Here is a 16472-nt window from a genome sequence, read left to right on the forward strand (position 1 = left end):
GGGCCCGGCGCATCGGATAAACCCCAGGGTGCCGTCGGACATCGAGGCCTGCGGTTGGTAGACCTGGTCCCATGATCTCTTCATCTCCGACGGAACGCCTGCTGCCCACCACCGAACGGGCTCTGCTGCACAGTTTGGCCGCGGCGCAGGCCGAAGGGCGGACGCCCTCGTTCTCCGCGGCGGTGGCCCGCGGGGGCCGCGTCGTCTGGAGCGGTATCCGGTCCGCCGACGGGAGCACGGGGCCCGGCCCCGATCCGCAGTACCGCATCGGCTCCATCACCAAGACCTTCACGGCGGTGCTGGTGATGCGGCTGCGTGACGAGGGTCTGCTGGACCTCGGGGATCCGCTGGAGAAGCATCTGCCCGGTACGGACCTCGGCGAGGCGACCATCGCCCAACTCCTGTCCCATACGGCCGGTCTGGCCGCCGAGACGCCCGGCCCCTGGTGGGAGCGGACCCCGGCCGGCCTGCGGCCCGGTCTGGCGGAGGTTCTCGGGGACGCCCCGTTCAAGCACCCCGTCGGACGCCGCTTCCACTACTCCAATCCCGGTTACACGGTGCTGGGCTCCCTCGTCGGGGCCGTGCGCGGAGTCGGCTGGGCCGATGCCGTACGGGAGGAGATCCTGGAGCCGCTGGGTCTGGAGCGGACCGGCGTGCAGCCCAGCGCTCCGTACGCGGAGGGGTGGGCCGTTCACCCCTACGCGGACGTCCTGCTGCCGGAGCCCGTGGAGGACCTCGGAGTGATGGCCCCCGCAGGGCAGATGTGGTCCACCGCCGGGGACCTGTGCCGGTTCGCCGGATTCCTCGCCGAGGGGGACGACCGGGTACTCTCCACCGCCTCCGTACAGGAGATGGCCACCCCGGCCGCACCGCTGGAGAACGGCGAGTGGGACGGCACCTACGGTCTCGGTGTGCAGGTGGCCCGGCTGTACGGCCGGACCATGGTCGGCCATACCGGTTCGCTGCCCGGGTACGTTGCCGGGCTCTGGGTGAGCCCTGCCGACGGGGTGGCGGCGGCGACCCTGGCGAACGCCACCTCCGGCCCTCAGCCCTGGGCCGTCGCCGCCGAACTCGTCCGGACGGTGGCGGAGGCCGAGCCGAAGCTGCCCGAGCCCTGGCGTCCGCTGCCGGAGGCGGATCCCGAACTGCTGGCCCTCACCGGCCCCTGGTACTGGGGGGCGAAACCCCATGAGCTGCGGCTGCTGCTGGAGCGGGGTCTGCTGCTCACCCCGGTCGGGGGATACGGGCGGGGGGCGCGTTTCCGGGCGGCGGAGGACGGTACCTGGACCGGGCTCGACGGGTACTACGCGGGGGAAACCCTAAGGGTGGTCCGGCGGGCGGACGGTTCGGTCCGCCATCTCGACCTCGGTTCGTTCGTCCTCACCCGTGAGCCCTACGAGCCCGGCGCCGGGGTTCCGGGGGATGTGGACCCGGGAGGCTGGCGCGGTACGCCCTGAGCGGGGACCACAACGGATCCGGCCCGGACGGAGGGGGCCAGCCGCTCGACGGTCCGCGCCAGCGGGGCGAGCGCGAGATCCGCCGCGGCCTCGTCGAAGGCCCGGCGCAGCGCCGTGCCATGGGTGGGGCGGGCCTTCGACGAGCAGGGCCAGTCCGGCTTCGGTCACATCGGTGCAGATCCCGCGGCGGTCGGTGTCGCAGAGACAGCGGTCAGCCGGTGGCGACCGAGAGAGGAGCGAAGGACCGTCGCCAGTCGCCGGGAAGCCTGTCGGTTCCGTAGGTCATCAGGGCGGTCGAGCCGACCGGCTCCATCCCGTGTGCCACGGCCCAGTCCAGCAGATCCCGGTGCCGGCCGTCGATATCGGTACGGATCGGCCCTTCGGCTGATCCCGCCGCCGCGACGAGCAGCGCCCGGGCCGTCCCGGAGTCCTTCGCGGTCAACGGCCCGACCCTGTGCTGCTCGCTGCTGTCCCAGACCGCCGCAAAGCCCGTGAGGCCACGGCTGTCCTCCGCCACCCACAGCCGTTCGGTCATACCGGGCAGCCGGGTGATCACCGAGGTACGGTCCAGGCCGAAACACTCGGCATCCAGTTCCACGATGGAGGGCATGTCCTCGGCGGTCGCCCGCCGCGTCCTCACCTCCGCGACCGACCCGGCCGCGGACGGGGAGAACCGGCCCCTGATCCGTTCGACGTGCCCGATATCGGCGAAGCCGAGCTTCCGGTACAGCGGCTGCCCGTACGGCGTCGCGTACAGCGCCAGCGGGGTTCCGCCCGCTGCCTCCATGACGCGGTCCATCAGGCGGCGTCCGATGCCCTGGTGCCCGTACCGGCGGGCGACGAGCAGTTTGCCGACGGCCGCAAGTCCGCTGCCGTACGGGGTCAGGACGCAGCACGCCGCCAGCCCCTTGTCCTCGGGGTCGTCGATCCCCATGGCGGTTCCCGCAGCCAGAAGCAGTCCCCAGGTGCTTTCCTCCCGGGACCAGCCGCGGTCCTCGGAGAGGTCGGCGCAGGCTGCGAGGTCGTCCCTGGTGAGTCGGCGGATGGGCAGTTCGGGGAGCGCTGTCGACATAGGGGCCAGACTGTACGCCGTGGTGATCGCTCGTCCAGTGCTTTCAGGGAACTGATCTCTGCCCGCAACCGACGGGCGCGCGGTGTCGGTCCCCAGGGCTTGAGCACGGAGACGGCCGTCATGAACAGACGTTTCACGTGAAACACCGTGCCGGGGGCGGCCGGAACCCCGCGTCCGCCCCCGGGAGGCATCTGCGGTACGAGCCCGGGAGTAGGCAGGGCGGTCCCGGTTCGGCGTCGGGGAGTGTCCGCCCAGGCCCGGGGTCGGCCGGATCTCGTGGCGCATCGCCCCGCCGGACGACGGCTCTCGTCGAGCGGCGCATCGCCCCGCCGGACGACGGCTCTCGCCGGGCGGGCCGGTCCCGGTCCGGAAGGACCGTCGGGAGGCCGGCGAGGTCTCAGCCCAGATCGGGTGCGTGCAGGGCCCGGACGCCCTCGATATTGCCGTCGAGGTAGTGGCGGAGGGAGAGCGGGACCAGATGGACCCCGGCGATCCCCATCCGGCTGAAGGGCACCCGGACGATCTCGTACTCGCCCCGCGGCTCGTCGATCTCCGGGCCGTGCCGCTGCGCCGGGTCCATGGACACCAGCCGGCAGACGAAGAAATGCTGCACCTTGACCCCGGTCACACCACTGCCGGTGTGGTGCTCCACGGTGTCGACGAAGCAGGGCACGACATCGGTGACCTTGGCACCCAGCTCTTCGTTCATCTCCCGGTGGAGCGCGTCGACGACGCTGGCGTCCGCCGCCTCCACTCCGCCGCCGGGGGTGAGCCAGTACGGATCCACGCCGGGCCGGGTGCGTTTGATCAGGATGAGATCGTCGCCGTCGAGGAGGACGGCACGGGCGGTGCGCTTGACCACGGGACGTTCGGTCATGCCAGGACCATGGCCCGTTCGGCGTGTCCTGAAACTCCCGGTGGCTTCGGCCGTCCGTACGGGAGGGCGGTCACCAGTCCGCGGCGGCCCGCATCAGCCAGTCGTGCGCCCGGGAGATATGCGGGAGGGCCAGTGTCCCGGCCCGTACGACGAGGAAGTAGGTCCGCAGCGGGGGTACCGGAGGTTCCAGCAGGGTCACCACCCGCCCCCGGTCCAGCGCCTCCTCGCAGAGGTAGCGCGGCAGGACGGCCAGCCCGGCGCCCGCGGCGGTGCTCTCCAGGACGGCCCGCAGATCGGGGGCGATGACGGTGCCCGCGGCGGCGGGCGGGGATTCGAAGACGGTGGCCCAGTACCGGGAGACCAAGGGCAGCGATTCATGGACCTCGACGACCGGCAGCTGTTCCAGCACCACCTGTCCGGCGCGCAGGACGTCCGGCCCGAGACGGGCGGCCCAGCGGGGCGAGGCGACCAGGACGTGTTCCTCGTCGCAGAGCGGGGTCGCGGTGAGGAGCCCGCCGCGCGGCCGGGCCGTGGTGATGGCCAGATCGTGGTGCCCGGCCGCCAGTCCCTCCAGGGACTCCTCGGCCTTGCCGAACGCGGCGCGCAGCGCGAGCCCCTGGGAGAGCAGCGGAGTGAGCGCGGGCAGGGCGCGCAGGGAGGTGAATTCGGGCGGGCCGGCCAGATGCAGGGTCCGTACGCCCGCCTCCTCGTCGAGCCCGGATTCGGCGATTTCCACCAGGGCGTCGAGATGCGGGGCGGCCCGGTGGGCGAGTTCGTCGCCGACGCTGGTGGGGGTGACCCCCCGGGCCTGCCGCAGGAAGAGGGGTTTGCCCAGTTGCCGTTCCAGGGTGCGTATCTGTCCGGTGACCGCGGGCTGGGAGAGCCCGAGGAGGGCCGCGGCGCGGGTGAACGAACCGGCCCGGTGCACCGTGACGAACGTCCGCAGCAGGGCCAGATCCATTGCCGAGCGCCTCCTCCACCGACGGTGTCCGGGGATCGGACAACGATAAATAAGTCGATTGGTTGCTGCCGCTACTGTGATTGGACACTGACGCACAGTCAACTAGCCTTGTGGGGCGGTTCTTCGGGGAGGAACCGGGGCGGTCCGAGCCATGAGGGGGGAGGCTCGGACCGCCCGCCGAGAGACGGACCGGGCCTGCCGGGAAGGTGTTTCTCAGCCGACCGCGCCTGCGGCTTCGTCCAGGGCCCGCAGCACATCGGCGACCAGATCGTCGGTGTCCTCGGCACCGGCCGACAGCCTGATGAAGCCTTCCGGGACCGCGTCCCCGCCCCACCGCCCGCGCCGCTCCGCCGAGGAGCGGACCCCGCCGAAGCTGGTCGCGTCGTCGACCAGCCGGAGTGCGTCGAGGAAGCGTTCGGCGTGGTCGCGGTCGGGCAGGACGAACGAGAGCACCCCTCCGTACCGCCGCATCTGCCGTCCGGCCAGGGTGTACGAGGGGTCCGTGGGCAGCCCGGGATACCGCAGCCCCGTCACCTCCGCCCGCTCGCCCAGCGCCCGTGCCAGGGCCAGGGCGTTGACGCACTGCCGGTCGATCCGCAGATGCAGGGTGGCCAGAGACCGGTGGGCCAGCCAGGTCTCCATAGGACCCGGAATCGCCCCGACCACCTTCCGCCAGCGCCGTACGTCCGCCGCCCGTGCGGTGTCGCGGCAGGTCACATGCCCGAGCAGCAGATCGCCGTGGCCGGTCATGCCCTTGGTGTCACTGGCCACCGAGAAGTCGGCGCCCAGCGCCAGCGGCCGCTGCGCGAGCGGGGTGGCCAGGGTGTTGTCGACGGCGACCAGGGCACCGTGCGCATGGGCGACCCGCACCATGCGCCGGATATCGCAGACGTCGAGCCCCGGATTGGACGGGCTCTCGACCCAGAGCAGCCTGGCCCCCTCCAGAACCGACAACTGGGCGTCGCCCGCGGTCGGCGCGGTGCGCACCTCGATTCCGTACGCCTCCAGCTGATCGCGGACCAGGGGCAGCGCCTGATAGCCGTCGCTCGGCAGGACGACGGTGTCGCCGGCCCGCAGCGTGGAGAACAGCACCGCGGATACGGCCGCCATACCGGAGGCGAATACCGTGGTCTCGACGGACTCGCCCGGCGCTTCCAGCTCACCTATGGCCCGTTCCAGCAGGGTCCAGGACGGGTTGGTGTCGCGGCCGTAGGTGTACGGCCCGGTGGGCTCGCCCGGCAGATGGAAGTGGGCGGCGAACGCCGGGCCCGGCAGGGTGGGCTCGTATTTCACCGGCTCGGGCAGCCCCGCCCGTACCGCTCTGGTGCCGTCTCCGATGCCCGTTTCCATGGCCGTGGTGCTCCTCTCGTCAGCCGGGTTCCGCCCGGGTCCGCCCGCGCCGGGCGTCCGGTGACCGGCCGTGCGCGATCCCCGCGCCGTTCGTTCGTGCTCCGACCGTACGTTCTCCGGAAGCTTCCGTTCCTCCTCCGTCCGCCGGATGGGACGGCCACACCCTTGCGCAGCGGGCCGCCGGACCGCCGCTCCGGCGCCCTTGACGAGGCAATTCCTTCCTGTGTCTGATCGTGGCAGACATGATCGGGACGAGCGGCAGGGGCGGCGCACGATGAAGGCATTCCGGCTGGACGAACTGGAGGCGGAGCGCGCCGCCAACGACGGCGCGTATCTGCAGTTCCTGCGTGAGCGGAACATGTCCGTCGGTCTGTACGCGCTGGACGCCGGGGCCCTCGACCCCCAGCAGCCGCACCGCCAGGACGAGGTCTACTTCGTCGTCAGCGGGCGGGCGGCGATCACCGTCGGCACGGAGACGACTCCGGTCGCCCGCGGCAGTGTGGTCTACGTACCCGCGGGAGTGCCGCACAAGTTCCACCACATCACCGAGGACCTCCGGGTCATGGTGGTCTTCTCTCCCCCTGAGAGCTGAGCCCACGCCCCCGGAATCCCTAAGGGGCAGCTCAGGGGAGATCAAGGGCCCGGACCGTCCCGCCCGCCTTCCGGCCCGCCTAGCATCGAGGGCGGAGCGCCGGAAATTCCGCCGGGGGAGCCGAAGGAGAGACGAGGTAGGGGCCATGGCTGTACGGGAGATCGTCACGGGGCTGCCGTGGTGGGTGAAGTGGGTGGTGGCGCCGGTGCTGGTGCTGCTGCTCTTCGGCGGACTGGTCGCCCATGTCGTCGGGGTGCTGATCGGACTGCTCTTCAAGGCGCTCGCCCTGGTCGCCCTCGTCGGCGGACTGGTGTTCGTCGTCAGGAAGTTCAAGGGGTCGTCGAACTCCCGCGGGGACTGGTAGCCGCCCGGGTCCGGCGTTAACCCGGCCGGGGGAACCCCGGGCCTTACCAGGTCACACTCGGTTGAATGGCCATTACAGTGGCAGTCCGCCGCTGGGTATGCGGATTCACCACCCTTGTGCGCCCTCTTGTACGCCGGTGAGCGCCCCCTGTGGGCCCGTACGACCGGTACGGGTGCGGACCGCACGTACCGGACCGTTCCGGGTTCCGGCAGGGCCGCGTGCCCGGTGCGGCGGCGGGCGCACGGGGACCGACCCCGCGGGCGGGCGCCGACCCGCCACCATGTCAGGGGGTGAACCGTGGCCATGCCACCGGACGAGCGCGGCACCGGCCCGGCGGACGGTGTCACCCGGCCTCCGGCCGTCGGCACACCCACCCTGATCACTTCGGTGCAGCGGGCCCTGCGGCTGCTGGAGGCCGCCTCCTCGTACCCCGCGGGCGCGCCCGCCAAGGTGCTGGCCCGGGTGGCGACGATCCCGCTCCCCACCGCGTACCACCTGCTGCGCACCCTGGTGCACGAGGGCTATCTCCGCAGGGAGAGCGGCGTGTTCGTCCTCGGCGACGCGGTGGGACGGCTGGGCCCCGAAGCACCCGAAGCACCCGAAGGGCCGGAAGGGCCGGAAGCGCCGAAGGCATCCGAATCCGCTGTGTCCACTGCTTCCATGGCGCCCCATGTGCCCCATGTGCCTTCTGCACCTGCCGCTTCCCTTGTTTCCGCTGTGCAGAATCGTCGCAGCAGTCCCGAAGCGGGCACAGTTGGTGTGGAATCGGGCGCGTCAGGAACAGAACCGGTCGCCGGGGCGGACGGCGATCCGCCTCCGGTCCTCCGCCCGGGGCTACGGCCGGAGCCCGGCCCCGGCACCAGGCCGGCGGACTCCCTGGAGCACTGGCGGGACGCGATCGGAGCCCCCGTCTACTTCGGCGTCTACCGCGACGGCGAAATCCAGGTGGTGGCCGTATCGGACACCCCGTACGCCCCCGCCGTCAGCGAATGGGCGGATTTCCGCGAGACCGGCCATGCCCATGCGATCGGCCAGTGTCTGCTCGGCCGGCTGGACACCGCCGAACTCCACGACCATCTCGACCGGCACCCGGTGCGCGCCCTGACGCCGTATTCGGTACGGGACCGGCGCAGCCTGCTCGAACGGCTGGTGGCCCGGGGGCGCGCGGAACCCGTCGTGGAGCGGCAGGAGTACACGCTCGACACGGTCTGTGCCGCGATCGCCGTACCGCCGCCCGCGGGCGCCCGTGCCGCGGCGATGGCGATATCCCTCCCCCTCGACCGATCGGAACGGCTGCTTCCGGCAATCGGGCAGCTCCGGTCGGGGGTCGGCGGACTGCTCGGTTCACTCGCCTTCGCCGCTCGTCTGCCGGACGCTTGACGGCCCTTCGTTCGAGGCGTCTATCAGTATCTGAAAAATCACTCCTTGTAGTCCTCTGGTGACTTAGCGCACGATTATGAGGAGAGCGTCAGGGGAGTCCTTCCTGACCCGTTTCGCCAGGCTTCAGCAAGAAGGCTGCCCACCAGGCCCATCCGGGCTTCCGTCACTGCGGGGTACACGATGCACGAGTCGGTCCAGGCCGAGGTACTGATGAGCTTCCTCGTCTCCGAGGAGCTGTCGTTCCGGATCCCGGTGGAGCTCCGCTATGCGGCCGCGGATCCGTACGCCGTGCGGATGACCTTCCATCTGCCCGGAGACGCGCCGGTGACCTGGGCCTTCGGCCGGGATCTGCTGCTCGACGGGATCGTCGGGCCGAGCGGCGACGGCGATGTGCACATCGCACCGCTGGGGCCGGACGAGTCGGCGGACCTCGGGATCCGGCTCCAGGTGGGCGGAGAACTCGCCCTCTTCCAGGTGAGCGCGGCACCCGTCGTGGCCTTCCTGGACCGTACGGACCGGCTGGTTCCGCTGGGCCAGGAGCGGGCGTTCGGGGATTTCGGCGCCGAACTGGAGCAGGTGCTGCGGAGCATCCTCGCGGAGGAGAACGCGGGCTGACCGTACGGGTCCCCGGGCGCGCCCGGGGACCCGTACCGCTACCGCTTGCGGCGGCGGCCCTTGCCGCCGCCCAGACCCGGCAGCCCGCCCCGGCCCGCGGGCCGGATCTCCGGAACCGGCCCGCCGGCCGCCGGTTCGGCGGACATCTGCGGCAGCCGGGCCCCGGACCCTTCGGCCGGGTGCCCGGAAGTGCCTTCGGCGCCGTCCCGGACGCGGGCATCCGGCCGGTCGGCGCAGACCACCAGAGCGGCCAGGATCGTGGTCACCGGAACCGACGCGACCAGACCGATCGACCCGATCAGCGTCCGGACGATCTCCTCGGCGACGAGTTCGCTGTTGGCGACCGTCCCCACCCCGCTCTTCGCGATGCTGAACAGCAGCAGCAAGGGCAGTGCGGCGCCCGCATAGGCGAGGACCAGGGTGTTGACCACGGAGGCGATATGGTCGCGTCCGATCCGGATGGCGGCGCGGTACAGCGCGCGCGGTCCCATGCCGGGATCCGCCTGGCGCAGCTCCCATACCGCCGACGTCTGGGTCACCGTCACATCGTCGAGCACCCCGAGTGAACCGATGATCACACCGGCCAGCAGGAGTCCGCTCATGTCGATGCCCGGATAGAGCCCATGGATCAGCCCGGTGTTGTCGTCGGTATTGCCCGAAAGCGCCGCCCAGTCGATGAACAGCGAGCCCAGCAGCCCGATCAGCAGCAGCGAGATCAGCGTGCCGAGGACCGCGACGGAGGTACGGGCGGTGATGCCGTGACAGGCGTAGAGCGCGATCAGCATGATCGCACTGGAGCCGACCACCGCGACGGCCAGCGGATTGGAGCCTTCCAGGATCGCGGGGAGGATGAACAGCGTCAGCACGGCGAAGGACGCGGCCAGCGCAATCAGCGCCATCACCCCGCGCATCCGCCCCACCAGCACCACGGCCAGGGCGAAGACCCCGGCCACCACGGCGAGCGGGAACCGGCGGTTCACGTCGATGACCGAGTACTGGAGGTCGCGGGGCGCATCGGGGGCGTACGCCACCACGAGCTGCTGCCCCCGCTCCAACTGCCGTGACGCGTCCGGCTGGACGATCTCGGCGATGATCCGGTCCAGATGAGGCCCGGAGGTGATCCTGATGGTCGCCTTCTTGCAGTCGCCCTGCTGCGCCGCGACGGCCTCACGGCCCTGGGGCGTACTGGTGTCACCGGTCGGAGGCACCTGCGCGGAGTTGACCGACTTGCAGTCGACCGGGTCGACGCGGGTGACGACCGCCTGTTCGGTCTGGCGGTCGAAGCCGACGCCGGTGCGTTCATGACCTGGGGCGGAGCCGGGCCAGAGGACGGCCAGACCCACGACGACGGCCGCGGCGAAAGGAATCAGCACCGCGGCGATGATGCGGCGCAGATGGCGTGAGACGGGGGCGGCCGGTCCATGGCTGTGGCTGTGCCCATGACTGTGCCCGTGAAGGTGTGCGGGCACCGGAGTCGTCGGCGGTGGGGGCGCGTGCGCGTGTTCGTGGCTGCGGGCGGGTGCCCGGGCGGGCGTCGGGGGAGGTGCCGCGGCGGAGGCAGGGACGGGGGCGGGGTCCGGACCGGGGCCGTACCCCTGACCGCCGCCGTCCGCCGCACCGTACGCGAACCGGGAGTCGGGACCCCCCTGGGGACCGGGCGCTGATGACGTCACCGACCGATCATCGCAAGAACGGACGGGGGCCCCTGTTCAGCACGCCAGAAATGACGCTAGCGTGGTGTCACCTTTGCACACGCGGGAGCTCGGAGCACCGGGCTGAGAGGGCGCTGACCTCCGTCGACGCACCATCGGACGTATATGCGGGACATATACGCGCCGAAGGTGCCGGTCACGGGAATCGCTGCGTCGACCGCCGAACCTGTTACCGGGTAATGCCGGCGTAGGGAGTAGGTCTTCATGACCGTTCAGGATGCACGCACGCCTGCCGTCGTACCCGCCGCCCCGGTGGCGGCCGACGGTGTTCGCACGCCCGGCTGGCACAAGGGGTACATCGAGGGCTCGCGCCCCGATCTCCGGGTGCCGGTCCGTCAGGTGCACCTCACCAATGGCCGGGACGTGACGCTGTACGACACCTCCGGCCCGTACACCGACCCCACCGTCGAGACGGACGTACGCCGCGGGCTGCCGCCCCTGCGGGAGCACTGGATCGTCGCGCGCGGCGACACCGAGGAGTACGCGGGCCGTCCGGTGCGCCCGGAGGACGACGGCGTCCGGCACACTTCGCCGCGCGGAGGGCTGCGCAACCTCGACGCGGTCTTCCCGGGGCGGCCGCGCCAGCCGCGCCGGGGCCGCGACGGACAGGCGGTGACCCAGCTCGCGTACGCCCGCCGGGGCGAGATCACCCCCGAAATGGAGTTCGTGGCGCTGCGGGAGAACGTTTCTCCCGAGGTCGTACGGGAGGAGATCGCCGCCGGCCGGGCGGTGCTCCCCGCCAACGTCAACCATCCCGAGATCGAACCGATGATCATCGGCAAGCGGTTCCTGGTGAAGGTCAACGCCAATATCGGCAACTCCGCGGTCACCTCCTCCATCGAGGAGGAGGTCGAGAAGATGACCTGGGCCACCCGCTGGGGCGCTGACACGGTCATGGACCTGTCCACCGGGCGCAATATCCACACCACCCGCGAGTGGGTGCTGCGCAACTCCCCCGTCCCGATCGGCACGGTGCCGCTCTACCAGGCGCTGGAGAAGGTCGACGGCCGGGCCGAGGAGCTGAGCTGGGAGGTCTACAAGGACACCGTGATCGAACAGGCCGAGCAGGGGGTGGACTATATGACCGTCCACGCCGGGGTGCTGCTGCGGTATGTCCCGCTGACCGCGCGCCGGAAGACCGGGATCGTCTCGCGCGGCGGTTCGATCATGGCCGCCTGGTGTCTGGCGCACCACAAGGAATCGTTTCTGTACGAGCATTTCGAGGAGCTGTGCGAGATCCTCGCGGCGTACGACGTCACCTACTCCCTCGGTGACGGGCTCCGGCCCGGGTCGATCGCGGATGCCAACGACGAGGCGCAGTTCGCGGAGCTGCGGACGCTCGGGGAACTCAACCGGATCGCCAAGCGTATGAATGTGCAGACGATGATCGAGGGCCCCGGTCACGTTCCGATGCACAAGATCAAAGAGAATATCGACCTCCAGCAGGAGATCTGCGAGGAGGCCCCCTTCTATACGCTCGGCCCGCTGACCACCGATGTGGCGCCCGCCTACGACCACATCACCTCCGGTATCGGGGCTGCGATGATTGCCTGGTGGGGCACGGCGATGCTCTGTTACGTGACGCCCAAGGAGCACCTCGGTCTGCCCAACCGGGACGACGTCAAAACCGGTGTTATCACCTACAAGATCGCGGCGCATGCGGCCGATCTCGCCAAGGGGCATCCGGATGCCCAGGAGTGGGACGACGCGCTGTCGGACGCCCGTTTCGAATTCCGTTGGGAGGACCAGTTCAATCTGGCGCTCGACCCCGATACGGCCCGGGAGTTCCATGACGAGACCCTGCCCGCCGAGCCCGCGAAGACGGCGCACTTCTGTTCCATGTGCGGTCCCAAGTTCTGCTCGATGAAGATCAGTCGTTCGATCGCCGAGCAGTTCGGCGGGGACGAGGCAGCGGCGCAGGGGGCGAGCGACGAGGAGATCGCGGAGGGCATGCTCCGGAAGTCGGAGGAGTTCGCGGCGAGCGGGAACCGCGTCTATCTGCCGCTGGCCGACTGATCAGGGCCGTAAGCCGAGTTGGGCGCCGTCGGCGCCGGGGCACCCCGGTCACTCGGGTGGGTGATCGGGGCCGCCGAAGTCCGGGCTGGTGAAGTCGGGGCTGGTGAAGGTGGGGCGCTGACCGGCCGTGGCGCCTTCGCCGGGGCTGGTGAAATCCGGGCTGTCGTAGCCGATCTTCGGTATCCGGTTCGGCTGCCGCGGGGGTGCCGGGGAGAGCGGATCGGAGCTGGGGTCCTCCAGCGTGATCCGCAGGAAGGGCAGCAGACCGCGTTCCAGTACGGCATGGAGCCAGGCGTCCTTGGCCCGTGCGACCTCGTCGGGGAGTTCTTCCGCATGCTCCGCGGCCGGTACCTGGGTGGAGCTGTTGCGCACGGCGGTGATCAGCAGTCCGATCGCCGCCGTCAGAATGGCCGCCGCGGTCAGGGCCGCGAAGAACCAGCCCGCTGAGACCAGGGGTGAGGCGAAGGAGGGAGGGGGGTCGAGCATCTTCAGCAGATGGCCGACGAGCAGGAAGATCAGGGCCGCCGTACCGGCGAGGACCGGCGCGAGCACGGTGAAGACGGCCCCCATACCGGCGCCCGTGCCGTCGTGGTCCCCGCCGCCGGGTACCGCTTCGGCGGCGCCGGACCCTCCGGTGGCCTGGGGCGAGGGGGAGTGGGCCTCCTCGCGGATCCGTACATAGTGGGCGTACTCGGGTGCGGCGGAAGCGGTGATCAGCGCGGTGTTGTTGAGCGCCATCGTCCGCAGTTGGGTGGCGTTGAGCCGTTCGCCGATCGTGGCCAGATCCGGTCGTTCATGGGCAGTGCGCAGTACGTCGTCAAGGAGCCGCTGGAATTCGGCGCGGTCCTCGCTGAGCAGGGGCGGAACGCTGTTCATGTGCATCCCCCGATACTCCGTACGCCCGAAAGGCCCATAAGAAAGCGGGACTTCCGGTGATAGACGGAGGAGAGCCTGCAACGGATAAGCAGATGGTAGAGCCGTTACGGCACGGGGTGACAGGGACTTTCGGTAAAACGCCCAACCGGCTTGGGTCAGCCGGCCACCGGCAACTGGACGACAAGGAGCTTTCCGGCCATGGTGACTCCGCCGTCCATGGCGATCGCCAGCCCGTCCGCGTAGACGTGCGGGCCCTCGACGACCGGGCGTTCGCCGTCCTCGCCGTCCTCCGTACCGACCTCGCCGAGCAGATACGGGATGGGGCTGTGGCCGTGGACGACCCGGCTGCCGCCGTAGGCGCCGAGCAGTTCGCGGACGGCGGGCGGTCCCGCCTCCTCGTCGCGGAAGGAGAACCGCTTGGTCATCTTCCGGAAGAGGTCCCAGCACTCGTCGGGGTCGTTGCGGGTGAGGACGTCCTGGACGGCCTCGTTGACGTCCTCGACGGTATCGCCGTAGTCCAGATAGGCGGTGGTGTCGGAGTGCAGCAGCAGATGGTCGTCCTCGACGGCGACCGCGTCGAGCCGGGCCATCCACTGGACGTGGACGTCCTGGAGCCGGTCCATATCGGACTTCTGGCCGCCGTTGAGCAGCCAGGCGGCCTGGAAGGTGGCGGTGCCCGCACCGGAGTTCACCGGGGTGTCGACAAAGCGTTTGGCGCCGAGCAGCAGCAGTTCGTGATTGCCCATCAGGGCCTTGCAGTAGCCGCCCGCGGCCGCTGCCTCGGCCGAGAGCCGCATCACCAGGTCGATGACGCCGATGCCGTCGGGGCCGCGGTCGGTGAAGTCGCCGAGGAACCAGAGCCGGGCATTGCCCGCGGCCCAGTTCCCCTCGGCGTCGATCAGCCCCTGGGCCGTGAGGGCCGCGACGAGCTGGTCGAGATAGCCGTGGACGTCGCCGACGACGTAGAGCGGGCCCCGTTCGGTCGGTACGGGGGCCTCGGCGGTGCCGGTCAGGGGGAGGGTGCCGGGGTCGGGCTCGGCGCGGCCGATGACGGGCAGGTCCCGTTCGGTGGGGGTGTAGCCCTCGGGCAGCTCGTCCTCGGGGACGGCGTTCCCGGGATGCACCTCCGCGGCGTGCGCCTGTCCTGTGAGGGCGTCTCCGGGGTGCGTCTGCGCGGGGTACGGCCGGTCGCCACCGGGGTGCCCGGCCGGGGCCGGGTCGGCGTACGGCTCCGGGTGCGGCCGGTGCGCAGACGGGGGTTCGGCGGCCGGGTGCACCCGGTGGTCCTGCTGGGGTCCGGGGTAGGGGGCGGGCTCCTGCTCGTACCCCGGAATGTCCGTCCGGTGCGCCGGCTGCTGCCCCTGCTCGTGCTGCGGCACGGCGGCCGCCGGGTACTCCCGGACGGCCTGGTGCGGCTCGGACCCGGGCCCGGCGGGCGGCGGCGCCGCGGCCTCGGGCGCGCGCGGCGCCGGGATGTTCTCGGGGCGCTCGTCGTCCTGCGCCGGCTCCGACTGCACGGGCATCTGCGCATAGGGCGGAACGCGGAAATCGCGCAACGTCGCCGTGCGCACCACGGGTCCCTGACCGGCCCCCTGAGTCATCGACCCCTCCACCACCGTCGCGCCGCCGTTCACCTCTCGGCCCAGCCTGGTCGGGGTGGTCCGCGGTGTCGTCCGCCCATCATAGGAATGAGGTCCGCGCTCTGTGACGCACCAGGGGTGGTGAATCCCGCCGTACCCCTGACACGTCGGCTGTTTCGCCCCAATAGGGCCCCAATTGGGGATGCCCGGCGTCGCGCCGGATATCGACCGGGGACGTACTGGTGACGTCGTGGTGACGGTCCGGGGCCGGTCCGGGGCCCTTCGGTACGGCGGCGGAACGTTTCCGGACACGCCGAGGCCCGGACGGCCCCGGGCCGGCTGGGAGTCGGCCGGGGGCGTCCGTGCGGAACGGCCTAGTCCGGCGCGGGGGAGCGCGGCGGGCTGACGGTGGTCCGCGGGGAGCGGCGCTGCGATGAGGTCCGGACGATCAGCTCCGTCGGTATCACCTGCTCGACCGGTCGGTCCTCGTCGATGCCCTCGATGGCGTCGATGAGGAGCTGGACGACGGCGGTGCCGATCCGGCGGGGCTTGAGCGAGAGCGTGGTGATGGGCGGTTCGGTGGTGGCGTAGACCGTCGATTCGCTGCAGCAGACCAGCAGCAGATCTTCGGGTACGCGCAGTCCGTAGCGGCGGGCGGCGGCCAGCAGATCGGTGCCGTTGGGGTCGAAGAGCCCGTAGACGGCGTCCGGGCGGTCGGGGCGGGCGAGGAGCCGGTCGGCCGCGACGGCCCCGGCGCAGGGGTCGTGGGCGGGGTAGGACTCGTAGACCGGGTCCTGGCCGACCCGCTCGCACCAGTTCAGATAGGCGGTGGTGGAGAGCCGGGTGTAGGTGTCCGTGGTGGTGCCGGTGAGCAGTCCGATCCGGCGGGCGCCCGCGTCGGCGAGATGGTCGAGGAGGTCGAGGACGGCCGCCTCGTGGTCGTTGTCCACCCAGGCGGTGACCGGGAGAGTGCCGGCCGGGCGGCCGTCGGAGACGACGGGCAGGCCTTGGCGGACCAGCTCGGTGACCACCGGGTCGTGGTCGGACGGGTCGATGACGACCGTCCCGTCGAGCGCCACGTTGGACCAGACGTCGTGGCGCGAGGTCGCGGGGAGGATCACCAGCGCATAGCCGCGGGCGAGCGCGGCGGAGGTGGCCGCCCGCGCCATCTCGGCGAAGTAGGCGAACTCCGTGAAGGTGAAAGGTTCATCCCCGTACGTCGTCACGGTCAGGCCGATGAGGCCCGACTTTCCGGTACGGAGGGTGCGCGCGGCCGCCGACGGGCGGTAGCCCAGCCGGTCGGCGACCTCGCGCACATGTCTGCGGGTGGCGTCCGGGAGCCGGCCCTTCCCGTTCAGCGCGTCCGAGACAGTCGTGATGGAGACACCGGCTGCGGCGGCGACATCTCGGATGCCTGCCCGACCTTGCCGGCTGCCCCGGCGGGTTGTGTCCGTCCGGCTCACCTGGTGCTTCCCTGCTGCTGTCATGGCGTGCCGATATTAGGGCTCGTGCGGGCGGTGGGACCGATCGCCATTGCACTCGTTGACAGGCACGATTCTGCATGATCATAAGCCATCAACTGCCTTGGAATTTAAGGCACTTATCCGCTAGTCATAGGGC

Annotated in this window: 14 protein-coding genes, 1 pseudogene and 1 riboswitch; of the genes and pseudogenes, 6 read left to right on the forward strand and 9 right to left on the reverse strand. The window is 71.0% G+C overall.

The genetic code is table 11. The annotated features are described in order from the left end of the window. The first annotated feature begins 71 nt into the window (after positions 1–71). Positions 72–1457: a serine hydrolase domain-containing protein gene (locus ACIQ9E_RS22195; RefSeq protein ID WP_403709560.1), complete on the forward strand. Its 1386-nt coding sequence runs from the start codon at positions 72–74 to the stop codon at positions 1455–1457. Here ACIQ9E_RS22195 and ACIQ9E_RS22200 read toward each other — a convergent pair. The 5 genes and pseudogenes from ACIQ9E_RS22200 to ACIQ9E_RS22220 form a co-directional block, all read right to left on the reverse strand. Beyond that, positions 1394–1667: pseudogene (locus ACIQ9E_RS22200) on the reverse strand (MarR family transcriptional regulator); the annotation flags it as partial. The gene ACIQ9E_RS22195 and the pseudogene ACIQ9E_RS22200 sit on opposite strands and share 64 nt — an antisense overlap. Position 1668: 1 nt before the next feature. Beyond that, positions 1669–2529 carry a GNAT family N-acetyltransferase gene (locus tag ACIQ9E_RS22205; protein WP_403709562.1) on the reverse strand — a complete coding sequence of 287 codons (861 nt, stop codon included), beginning with the start codon at positions 2527–2529 and terminating at the stop codon, positions 1669–1671. A gap of 397 nt (positions 2530–2926) precedes the next feature. Continuing rightward, on the reverse strand, positions 2927–3406 hold the full coding sequence (locus ACIQ9E_RS22210) for an NUDIX domain-containing protein (RefSeq protein ID WP_403709564.1): 480 nt from the start codon (positions 3404–3406) through the stop codon (positions 2927–2929). 70 nt (positions 3407–3476) lie between these two features. Next, positions 3477–4367: a LysR family transcriptional regulator gene (locus tag ACIQ9E_RS22215; protein WP_006348086.1), complete on the reverse strand. Its 891-nt coding sequence runs from the start codon at positions 4365–4367 to the stop codon at positions 3477–3479. Between the two features lie 213 nt (positions 4368–4580). Further along, on the reverse strand, positions 4581–5717 hold the full coding sequence (locus ACIQ9E_RS22220) for a cystathionine gamma-lyase (RefSeq protein WP_403709566.1): 1137 nt from the start codon (positions 5715–5717) through the stop codon (positions 4581–4583). Between the two features lie 274 nt (positions 5718–5991). Between ACIQ9E_RS22220 and ACIQ9E_RS22225 the strand changes: the two genes are divergently transcribed. The 4 genes from ACIQ9E_RS22225 to ACIQ9E_RS22240 all read left to right on the forward strand — a co-directional run bounded on the left by ACIQ9E_RS22225 (position 5992) and on the right by ACIQ9E_RS22240 (position 8668). Next, positions 5992–6309, forward strand: a complete 318-nt coding sequence (locus tag ACIQ9E_RS22225) for a cupin domain-containing protein (protein ID WP_006348088.1) — start codon at positions 5992–5994, stop codon at positions 6307–6309. A gap of 145 nt (positions 6310–6454) precedes the next feature. Beyond that, entirely contained in the window at positions 6455–6673 is a 219-nt protein-coding gene (locus tag ACIQ9E_RS22230; RefSeq protein ID WP_403709568.1) for a DUF5326 family protein, read from the forward strand. A gap of 303 nt (positions 6674–6976) precedes the next feature. Then, positions 6977–8053 (forward strand): helix-turn-helix domain-containing protein, encoded by a 1077-nt coding sequence (locus ACIQ9E_RS22235; protein ID WP_403709852.1) that lies wholly within the window; start codon positions 6977–6979, stop codon positions 8051–8053. A 180-nt stretch (positions 8054–8233) separates the two neighbouring features. Next, entirely contained in the window at positions 8234–8668 is a 435-nt protein-coding gene (locus ACIQ9E_RS22240; protein ID WP_366259223.1) for an SsgA family sporulation/cell division regulator, read from the forward strand. Between the two features lie 38 nt (positions 8669–8706). Here the strand turns inward: ACIQ9E_RS22240 and ACIQ9E_RS22245 are convergent, their stop codons facing one another. Continuing rightward, positions 8707–10137, reverse strand: a complete 1431-nt coding sequence (locus tag ACIQ9E_RS22245; RefSeq protein WP_403709570.1) for a YibE/F family protein — start codon at positions 10135–10137, stop codon at positions 8707–8709. A gap of 275 nt (positions 10138–10412) precedes the next feature. Next, positions 10413–10591, forward strand: a riboswitch (TPP riboswitch). Between ACIQ9E_RS22245 and thiC the strand changes: the two genes are divergently transcribed. After that, on the forward strand, positions 10585–12396 hold the full coding sequence (gene thiC / locus ACIQ9E_RS22250; protein ID WP_403709572.1) for a phosphomethylpyrimidine synthase ThiC: 1812 nt from the start codon (positions 10585–10587) through the stop codon (positions 12394–12396). (Overlaps the previous riboswitch by 7 nt.) Positions 12397–12444: 48 nt before the next feature. On the opposite strand, the gene ACIQ9E_RS22255 is transcribed toward thiC, so the two are convergent. The 3 genes from ACIQ9E_RS22255 to ACIQ9E_RS22265 form a co-directional block, all read right to left on the reverse strand. Next, positions 12445–13278, reverse strand: a complete 834-nt coding sequence (locus ACIQ9E_RS22255) for a hypothetical protein (RefSeq protein WP_403709574.1) — start codon at positions 13276–13278, stop codon at positions 12445–12447. A 149-nt stretch (positions 13279–13427) separates the two neighbouring features. Further along, complete coding sequence (locus ACIQ9E_RS22260; protein WP_403709576.1) at positions 13428–14873, reverse strand: metallophosphoesterase; 1446 nt, start codon at positions 14871–14873, stop codon at positions 13428–13430. 353 nt (positions 14874–15226) lie between these two features. Then, the gene (locus ACIQ9E_RS22265) at positions 15227–16339 is read right to left on the reverse strand and encodes a LacI family DNA-binding transcriptional regulator (protein ID WP_403709578.1); all 1113 of its coding nucleotides are present in this window, start codon (positions 16337–16339) and stop codon (positions 15227–15229) included. Between the last annotated feature and the right edge of the window lie 133 nt (positions 16340–16472).

Source organism: Streptomyces sp. NPDC094448 (assembly GCF_044763775.1).
Lineage (GTDB): Bacteria > Actinomycetota > Actinomycetes > Streptomycetales > Streptomycetaceae > Streptomyces.